Here is a 7655-nt window from a genome sequence, read left to right on the forward strand (position 1 = left end):
CGGGAGGCGCGCAGCCGGACCTCCGGCGGGCCCTCGGTGGCCTGTTCGGCGAAGGGTGCGACGGCCTGCCAGTCCAGGACCCGCTCCGGGGTCGGGCGGGCCTGCCAGCGGCGCGGACCGAGCCGGCGCAGCAGCGTGGGCAGGGAGACGTCCACCCCGACCAGCACCACCTGGTCCACCAGAGGCGCCAGGTACAGGTCGGCGGCCCGGGTCACCTGCACGCCGTCGACGTCGACCAGTTGGTGGTCCAGGACGTCCTTGGCCAGCAGGACCTCGCCGGGCCGGCGGACGAAGTCCCGCAGGTCGACCCGGGCGGTGCGCAGCCGTACGTGCCCGGCGTGCACCTTGCCGACGGCGTCGGCGGGCAGGAAGGTGCGGCGTCGGCCGATGCGCAGGATCAGCCCGGTGACGGGCGGGTACGAGTCCGCGCCGTAGAGCCGGGCGACGACGTCGACGACACGGCCGACCTCCTCGCCCGACTGGTTGGAGACCGGGCCGCCGATCAGCCCGGCCAGGGAGACCAGCGAGGTGCGCACCGCCTTGGACGCGGTGGCGCGGCGCTCCAGGGTGACCCGGCGGTCACGCAGACGGGCCGAGGTGGACATGAGCAGAGTGTGGGCAGCCAAGATGAACACCCCCTTGCCCCGGCGTGGCGGGGCTACGGGCGGCCCACGGCAGCACACTTCTTCCCCGAGCGGGCGGCACCGGTCACCGCAGGGCATGGCACGGCAGGCGCACGCCGGCCACGCGGCCTGCCAGGCCGGTGAGCTGGGCGACGGTCAGGGAAGAGGGGGCTGCTCCGGGCCACGGAAGGACGGCGCGGACAACACGAAGAGGGGCCGACTATGGCCCGGACTACTGTCCATGTCGCCTCCTCCCGGTCACGGCCGCGCACGAAGTGTCGCGGTCCTGCGGCAAGGGGCAGCCGGAGCCGGCTCGGCCCGGCGCACCCCAACTCGTCAGAGCTTTGGCACTCCACGGCGTGATCCCCCGCGACTTGGCGGGAGAAGCCACTTGGGGTCACCCCTTGGGCCGGGGAGACCTGTCCTGATCCGGAGCGTCTCTCGACGGGTGGGATCAGTGGCCTGTGTCCGTGAAGACGCCTCACCGAACGAGGTGTCTGCTGAATCCGCGAAAAGGATACGCCCGCCCCGGCCCGCCTTCCGAACCCATGACCGGCCCTTGACCCGGACCGTGGGGAACGAAGACGTTCCGCATCCGCCGTGCGGGCGGCGTCTGTTCGGTGTTCGGCGTGCCTATACCTCGATGTGGGAGCCCATGATGACGGTGCGGTCGCGGGGCAGGCCGAAGTACTCGGCGGCATCGGCCGTGATGTAGGAGGTGGCGACGAACAGGCGCTTGCGCCAGGCGGCCATCGTCGGGGCCGTTCCGCGCCGCAGCTCGATCTTCGACAGGAAGTAGGACGCCTGGTCGAGGTTGAGCGGCCCTTCGGTCCGGGACGGGTCGAGCATGGCGAGGGTGCCGGGCACGTCCGGCGTCTCCATGTAGCCGAACCGGGCGGTGACGTGGATGATCCCGTCGTCGGCGTAGCCGAGGTCGTCCACGACGACCCGCTGGTCGGCCGGGACGCGGGGCACGGGTTCGGTCGCCAGGGAGAGGATCACGACCTGGTCGTGGCGCACGTGGTTGTGCTCGACGTTGGCCCGCATGGCCAACGGTGCCGTCTGCTTGCCCCGGTTGAGGAAGACGGCCGTACCGGGGATCCGGCGCGTGGGCACCTTCCCCGAGCGGAGGTCGTCGATGAACTCGGGCAGCGGGCCCTCCAGCCGTGCCCGCTCGGCGGTGACGAGTTCGCGGCCGCGCTGCCAGGTCGTCATGACGGTGAACACGGTCAGGCCGATCAGCAGCGGCAGCCACGCGCCGTGGACGAGCTTGGTCAGGTTGGCCGCCACGAACAGCAGGTCCACGAAGAGCAGCACGGTCGCGCCGGCGACGACCAGCCACAGGGGCGTACGCCACTTCGCGCGGGCGACGTAGAAGAACAGCAGGGTGGTGATGGTGATGGTGCCGGTGACCGCCATGCCGAACGCGAAGGCGAGCGCCGTGGAGCTGCGGAAGGCGAAGACCAGGGTGAGGACCGAGACCATGAGCAGCCAGTTGATCCAGGGGACGTAGATCTGGCCGATGGTGGATTCCGAGGTGTGCGCGATCCGCAGCCTCGGCAGGTAGCCGAGCTGGGCGGCCTGGGAGGTGACCGAGTACGCGCCGGTGATCACCGCCTGGGAGGCGATGACGGTGGCCGCCGTGGCGAGCACGACCATCGGCCACTGTCCCCAGGCGGGCACGAGCAGGAAGAAGGGGCTGCTGATGTTGTGCGGATCGGCGAGGATCAGGGCGCCCTGGCCGAAGTAGCTCAGGATGCAGGCGGGGAAGACGAGGAACAGCCAGGCCCGGGTGATCGAACGGCGGCCGAAGTGCCCCATGTCGGCGTACAGCGCCTCGGCGCCGGTGACCGCGAGCACGACGGCGGCCAGGGCGAAGAAGGCGGTGCCGAAATGACCGAACAGAAAGCCCAGGGCGTACGTCGGTGACAGTGCCCGGAGGATGCCCGGGTGGTCGGCGATGCCGGCGATGCCGCACGCGCCGATGGCCGCGAACCAGACGATCATGACCGGCCCGAACACCCGGCCCACCGCCGCGGTTCCCCGGCGCTGCACCACGAACAGCACGACGATGATCACGGCGGTGATGGGTACGACCGCGCCGCCCAGCGACGGCTGGACGACCTTGAGCCCCTCGACCGCGGACAGCACCGAGATCGCCGGGGTGATCATGCTGTCGCCGAAGAACAGCGACGCGCCGAAGATGCCCAGCGCGGCCAGGACGACCGCGGCGCGTCCGCCCTGCCGCGAGCCCCACCGCCGCAGCAGGGTGATCAGCGCCATGATGCCGCCCTCGCCCTCGTTGTCGGCGCGCATCGCCAGCAGCACATAGGTGACCAGGACGATGATCACCACCGACCAGAACACCAGGGACACCACCCCGTACACGTTCTCGGTGCTGACCGGGACGGGGTGCGGGTCGCGCGGGTTGAACACGGTCTGGAGGGTGTAGATCGGGCTGGTGCCGATGTCGCCGAAGACCACGCCGAGGGCACCGATCACCAGCGCGAGGCGCACCGAGTCGTGGCCGCTCGTCCCCAGGGGCTCCGGCGCCTGCGGTACGGCTCCGTCGTCCGACGCGGTTCCCTGCCGGCGTCCGGCCATGGTGCTCCTCCTCCGTGCGGGCCGCTGAACTGCAGGCCAGGGCATCGGGGCGGACGATACCCACCCCAGGGCGCAACCCCCGGGAGGGGGCGCCGTTCCCTCTCGAACGGCGTTTCGCACGGTCGGCCTGCGGGGGGGACGAAGTCGGCTACCGCGCCTTCAGCGTCAACGGCCGCAAACTGGGTCACGGCCGGCCGATCAGGGTCAGGACCGGACAGCGCGTGCCGTTCCACGTCCTCAACGCCAGCGCCACCGAGATCCGCAGCCTCGCCCTGCCCGGCCACACCTTCACCGTGGTGGGCCTCGACGGCAACCCCGTACCCCGCCGGGCCAGTGTTCCGGTGCTGTGGATCGGCACCGCCGAACGCGTCTCGGCCCTGGTGGAGATGAACCACCCGGGTGTGTGGGTGCTGGGCGACCTGTCGGACGACGACCGCAACGCCGGCATGGGCACCGCGGTGGAGTACGCCGGCCGCGGCGGTTCCCCCCGGTGGATCGCGCCGCCCGCGTTCACCTGGGCCTACCGCGTCTTCGCCCGTCCCGGCTCCGCCCCGCGGCGGCCCGACCGCACCATCGACCTGCTGGTGGAGAAGCGCAACGCCGCCGAGCGGCAACATCTGGCCCCTCAACGGCGTCCCGTTCTCCCTGGACAGCGACAGGCCGGTGCTGGACGTGAAGCGCGGCAAGCGGTACCGGATGCGGCTGCGCAACGCCTCCGACGACATCCACCCCGTCCACCTGCACCGGCACACCTTCGAGATCACGCACATCGCCGGAACGCCCACCCGTGGCCTGCGCAAGGACGTCGTCATGCTCGGCGGTTACCAGACCCTCGACCTCGACTTCACCGCCGACCAGCCCGGACTGTCCCTGTTCCACTGCCATCAGCAGCTCCACATGGACTACGGGTTCATGGTCCTGCTGCGCTGCTCCTGATCCCGCGGAGCCCGGTGCCCTCCCACCCGTTGGGAACCGGCCCCGGTCGGTCTATCGTCGGAATTCTCGGGTCAGGACGAGGAGGACGGCCGGTGATGCCGCAGGACGAGGCCGTGGTGGGCTGTATGGGCAAGGTACTCATCGGGACGCGGGGATCCGCGGGTCCCGGGGAGGTCCTGGTGCGGGTCAGAGGCGGTTCCGAAACGTTCCTGGCCTGGTCCGAGGATCCCCTGCCCGCGGGCGCTACGGTCCTCGTGATCGAATCACGGGGATGCCGCGAGGTCGGCGTCATCGAGTGGGTGGATCCATTGGACGCGCTCGGCGGCGAGGCCGCCGGCGCAGGCTGAGGAGTACAAGCATGTTCGGATACCGCGTTCCCGCTCCCGACGAGGCGATGTTGATCTCGGGCGGAAGGCGGGGACTGGGGGGCGCGCCGTTCCGAGTGGTGACGGGCCACGGAAAGTTCGTGCTCCCGGTCTTTCGCAAGGTCCGGTTCCTCACCCTCTCCATGTGCGAGGCCGAGGTCACCGAGACCTGTGTGACCAAGCAGGGCATCTCGTTGCACGTCCGCGCGGTCATCGCCTTCAAGGTCGGCAACGACCACGAGAGCATCATCAACGCCGGTCAGCGCTTCCTCTCCGACCAGGAGCAGATGTCGGTGCTCACCGGCCGGATCTTCGCCGGCCACCTGCGGGCGATCATCGGCTCGATGACGGTCGAGGAGATCGTCACCGAGCGGCAGAAGCTCGCCGCCGAGGTCCTGGACACCTCCAAGGTGGAGATGGCGAAGATCGGCCTGATCGTCGACTCGCTGCAGATCCAGTCCATCGACGACGGCAACACCGGCTACATCGACGCGATGTCCGCCCCGCACAAGGCCGCGATCCAGCGGCAGGCCCAGATCGCCCAGGCCCAGGCCACGCAGGCCGCGGTCGAGGCGGAGCAGGCGGCCGCCCGTAAGCAGGCCGAGTACGCCCGGCAGACCGCCATCGTCAAGGCCGAGTACTCCGCCGAGGTGGACCGCGCCCAGGCGCAGGCCGCGCAGGCCGGACCGCTGGCGCAGGCCCACGCCCAGCAGGAGGTGCTCGCCGCCCAGACGGAACTCGCCGAGCGCCAGGCCAGGTTGCGCCAGCAGCAGCTGGTCGCCGAGGTCGTCAAGCCCGCCGAGGCCGAGGCCGAGCGGGTCAGGATCCTCGCCGCCGCCGAGGCCCAGCGCATGAAGATCCAGGCGGAGGCCGCCGCCTCCTACGACCGGGTCGCGCTCGACCGGATGCTCATCGACCAGCTCCCGCAGATCGTGAAGGAGGCCGCCGGCGGCCTGTCCGGCGCCAACGTCAACGTCCTGAACGGCGCGGACGGCCTCGGCGAGATCGCCGCCGGCCTGGTGTCCCAGGGTCTGACGATCCTCGACTCGGTCCGGCAGAACCTGGGCGGCCAGGACAAGGACAACAAGGGGGACGGCGACAGCAGGGGCCTGCTCCAGCTGCACTCGGGCAGCAAGGAGCGCAAGTCGGACGACGGCCCCGTGGACATGGACTAGGCGCTCCGCCGGTTCGGCCGGGAGGGGCCGTCCGGCCAGGCGGCGGTGGCCGCATGTCAAACACAGCCCCGCGCGCCTTCGGGGCGCTGCTCCACGACCGTGATGTGGCGGTCCCGCCCGGGACACTCCAGCTCGTCCAGCACCGCGACCGCCAGGTCCTCGGCGCTGATCCGGGACCGGCCACCGGCATCCGTCAGCAGGGTGTCGGTGCCGCGCCGGTAGCGGCCGGTGCGTTCGCCGGGTTCCAATACGGCCGGCGGGCTGAGGTAGACCCAGTCGGCGTCGGTGCGGGCCCGGCAGGCGCGCAGCTGGGCGACGCCGGCGATCGCCACGGCGCGGTGTTCCTCCGGCACGTACGCGGGGTTGTCGGCGACCAGCAGCTCCCGGTCGCCGGGGCTGCGCAGGGCGCCGGCGCCGCCCACCACCAGGACGCGGATCCCGAGCCGGGCGGCGGCGTCCAGCACCGTGCGCGTGGCGCCGACCAGGAAGTCCTGGTCGGCCGGGAACGTCCGTACGGTCAGTACGACGGCGTCGGCGCCGGTCAGCGCCTCCTGCACGGCGCACCGGTCGGCCACGTCCACCGCGACCGGCGTCACCTCAGGGTCGTCGCTCGGCGGCGGCTTCCGGGACAGCGCCGGCACCCGGTGTCCGCGCGTCCTCGCCTCGGTGACCACCCGGGTACCGACCATCCCGGTGGCTCCGAGCACGGCGATCGTCATCGCACCTGTCCTCATCGGGCTTGTCCTCCTTCGTCCGGGGTCCCGTGGGACCGAGTTGCGCGGCCACCAGCGCGGTCAGCGCCAGGGCGAAGCCCAGGGTCTGCGGCGGGCTCAGCGACTCGCCCAGCGTGCTGCCGATGACGGTCGCGACCAGCGGGGACAGCAGCACCAGCGGCGCGGACGCGGCGACCGGCAGACTGCCGATCCCGCGGAACCACAGCGTGTACGAGATCAGCCCGCCCATGCTGCCGAGCCACAGATAGCCGCCGGCGGCACCCGCGTCGATCCCCTGCGGCACCCCTTCGACCGCCAGGGTGAGCGGCAGCAACAGCAGCCCGCCGACGGTTAGTTGCCAGCCGGCCAGGGTGAGCGGGCCGACGCCCGCCGGCCGGCCCCAGCGCTTGGTGAGGACGACACCGGCGGCCATCATCGCCGTATGGCCGAGACCGGCGAGCACGCCGACGGCGTCCAGCCGGGCCTGTGGTCCGAGCACGACGAGCCCGACTCCGAGCACGCCGAGCACGCCCCAGGTCAGCCGCCAGGCCGTGGGCCGGTCGTGGAGCAGCGCGAGGCCGAGACCGGCCACCAGCAGCGGCTGGGCGGCGCCGAGGGTGGCGGCCACACCGCCGGGCAGGCGTTCGGCGGCCACGAACAGCAGGGGCATGGGGCCGATGTTCAGGACGCCGAGGACCGCGGTCCTCCACCACCACTGCCCGCGCGGCAGCACCCGGGTGACCGCCAGCGCGAGCAGTCCGGCGGGCAGGGCCCGCATCAGGCCCGCGAAGAGTGGATGCCCGGGCGGGAGCAGCCGCGTGGTGACCACGTAGGTGGTGCCCCAGGACGCGGGAGCGAGCCCGGTGAGCAGGACGGTCGCCACCCGGGCCCGGTACCGGTGCGTGGAATGCGGGGGATGCATGGGGGAAGTCTTGGCGGAAGACGTCCATGATTTCAAAGCATGGTTGTCATCACAGCCATGAACGAGCACGATTGATCCGTGGATCTTCAGCAGCTGCGCTACGTCGTCGCCGTCGCCGACACCCTCAACTTCACCCGTGCCGCGGAACGGTGTCAGGTGGTGCAGTCGGCGCTGAGCCATCGGATCGCCGCGCTGGAGCGGGAGGTGGGGGTGCGGCTGTTCGCCCGGTCCAGCCGCCGGGTCGAACTGACCGGCGCCGGCGCGGCGTTCCTGGTGGGCGCGCGCGAGTGCCTGGCCGCCGCCGACCGCGCGGTCGC

The 7655-nt window shown here is 71.7% G+C and carries 7 protein-coding genes, 2 pseudogenes and 1 riboswitch; of the genes and pseudogenes, 5 read left to right on the forward strand and 4 right to left on the reverse strand.

What is annotated here, in order from left to right:
* Together ABT288_RS48590 and ABT288_RS48595 are read right to left on the reverse strand one after the other, a co-directional pair.
* Positions 1–605: pseudogene (locus tag ABT288_RS48590) on the reverse strand (magnesium transporter MgtE N-terminal domain-containing protein); the annotation flags it as partial.
* A 338-nt stretch (positions 606–943) separates the two neighbouring features.
* Positions 944–1123: riboswitch (M-box (ykoK) riboswitch) on the reverse strand.
* 133 nt (positions 1124–1256) lie between these two features.
* Positions 1257–3227, reverse strand: a complete 1971-nt coding sequence (locus ABT288_RS48595) for a potassium transporter Kup (protein ID WP_351623129.1) — start codon at positions 3225–3227, stop codon at positions 1257–1259.
* Between the two features lie 14 nt (positions 3228–3241).
* Between ABT288_RS48595 and ABT288_RS48600 the strand changes: the two are divergent.
* From ABT288_RS48600 to ABT288_RS48615, 4 genes and pseudogenes are all read left to right on the forward strand, one after another.
* Positions 3242–3628: pseudogene (locus ABT288_RS48600) on the forward strand (hypothetical protein); the annotation flags it as partial.
* A complete protein-coding gene (locus tag ABT288_RS48605) occupies positions 3627–4163 on the forward strand; it encodes a multicopper oxidase domain-containing protein (RefSeq protein WP_351623131.1) in 537 nt (178 codons plus the stop codon). The pseudogene ABT288_RS48600 and the gene ABT288_RS48605, both read left to right, overlap by 2 nt.
* A gap of 95 nt (positions 4164–4258) precedes the next feature.
* Positions 4259–4510 (forward strand): NfeD C-terminal domain-containing protein, encoded by a 252-nt coding sequence (locus ABT288_RS48610; RefSeq protein ID WP_208899459.1) that lies wholly within the window; start codon positions 4259–4261, stop codon positions 4508–4510.
* 11 nt (positions 4511–4521) lie between these two features.
* Positions 4522–5703 (forward strand): SPFH domain-containing protein, encoded by a 1182-nt coding sequence (locus tag ABT288_RS48615; RefSeq protein ID WP_351623133.1) that lies wholly within the window; start codon positions 4522–4524, stop codon positions 5701–5703.
* A 56-nt stretch (positions 5704–5759) separates the two neighbouring features.
* Here ABT288_RS48615 and ABT288_RS48620 read toward each other — a convergent pair whose 3' ends face one another.
* Together ABT288_RS48620 and ABT288_RS48625 are read right to left on the reverse strand one after the other, a co-directional pair.
* Positions 5760–6392 (reverse strand): NAD(P)-dependent oxidoreductase, encoded by a 633-nt coding sequence (locus ABT288_RS48620; protein ID WP_351623135.1) that lies wholly within the window; start codon positions 6390–6392, stop codon positions 5760–5762.
* A complete protein-coding gene (locus ABT288_RS48625; protein ID WP_351623137.1) occupies positions 6301–7338 on the reverse strand; it encodes an EamA family transporter in 1038 nt (345 codons plus the stop codon). Before ABT288_RS48625 ends, ABT288_RS48620 begins: the two co-directional genes overlap by 92 nt.
* Before the next feature lie 78 nt (positions 7339–7416).
* Between ABT288_RS48625 and ABT288_RS48630 the strand changes: the two genes are divergently transcribed.
* Positions 7417–7655, forward strand: a 239-nt coding sequence (locus tag ABT288_RS48630) for a LysR family transcriptional regulator (RefSeq protein WP_351623139.1), incomplete at its 3' end; no start/stop codon positions are given.

This window comes from Streptomyces sp. NPDC001093, assembly GCF_040298985.1.
Taxonomy (GTDB): Bacteria; Actinomycetota; Actinomycetes; order Streptomycetales; family Streptomycetaceae; genus Streptomyces.

Coding starts and splice junctions, on each gene's coding strand:
- ABT288_RS48595 (WP_351623129.1), bottom strand. CDS start 3,227: ATGGCCGGACGCCGGCAGGGAACCGCGTCGGACGACGGAGCCGTACCG.
- ABT288_RS48610 (WP_208899459.1), top strand. CDS start 4,259: ATGCCGCAGGACGAGGCCGTGGTGGGCTGTATGGGCAAGGTACTCATC.
- ABT288_RS48615 (WP_351623133.1), top strand. CDS start 4,522: ATGTTCGGATACCGCGTTCCCGCTCCCGACGAGGCGATGTTGATCTCG.
- ABT288_RS48620 (WP_351623135.1), bottom strand. CDS start 6,392: ATGGTCGGTACCCGGGTGGTCACCGAGGCGAGGACGCGCGGACACCGG.
- ABT288_RS48625 (WP_351623137.1), bottom strand. CDS start 7,338: ATGCATCCCCCGCATTCCACGCACCGGTACCGGGCCCGGGTGGCGACC.